At 64.6% G+C, this 390-nt stretch carries 1 protein-coding gene; it reads right to left on the bottom strand.

Annotated elements, in window-relative coordinates; all coding sequences use genetic code 11:
• A partial coding sequence (locus tag P3W85_RS36570; RefSeq protein WP_276268369.1) for an electron transfer flavoprotein subunit beta/FixA family protein occupies positions 1 to 390 on the bottom strand: 390 nt, incomplete at both ends.

Here is a 390-nt window from a genome sequence, read left to right as displayed (position 1 = left end):
GCCTGCCAGCGCGGCCAGCATCTGGCCGGTCTGGTTGGAGTCGTCGTCGATAGCCTGCTTGCCCAGGATCACCAGTTGCGGCTGTTCCTTGTCGACCAGCGCCTTGAGCAGCTTGGCCACCGCCAGCGGTTGCAGGTCTTCGTTCGACTCGACCAGGATGCCGCGGTCGGCGCCGATCGCCATCGCGGTCCGCAGGGTTTCCTGGCACTGGGCAACGCCGCACGAGACGGCGATCACCTCGGTGGCCACCCCGGCTTCCTTCAGACGCACCGCTTCTTCCACGGCGATTTCGTCAAACGGGTTCATGCTCATCTTGACGTTGGCCAGATCCACGCCCGTGCCGTCCGACTTCACCCGGACCTTGACGTTGTAATCCACCACGCGCTTGAC

Origin of the sequence: Cupriavidus basilensis (genome assembly GCF_029335485.1) — a bacterium.
Lineage (GTDB): Bacteria > Pseudomonadota > Gammaproteobacteria > Burkholderiales > Burkholderiaceae > Cupriavidus > Cupriavidus basilensis_E.
The sequence above is the reverse complement of the archived record's forward strand: the minus strand, read 5'-3'. Positions and strand labels throughout refer to the sequence as shown.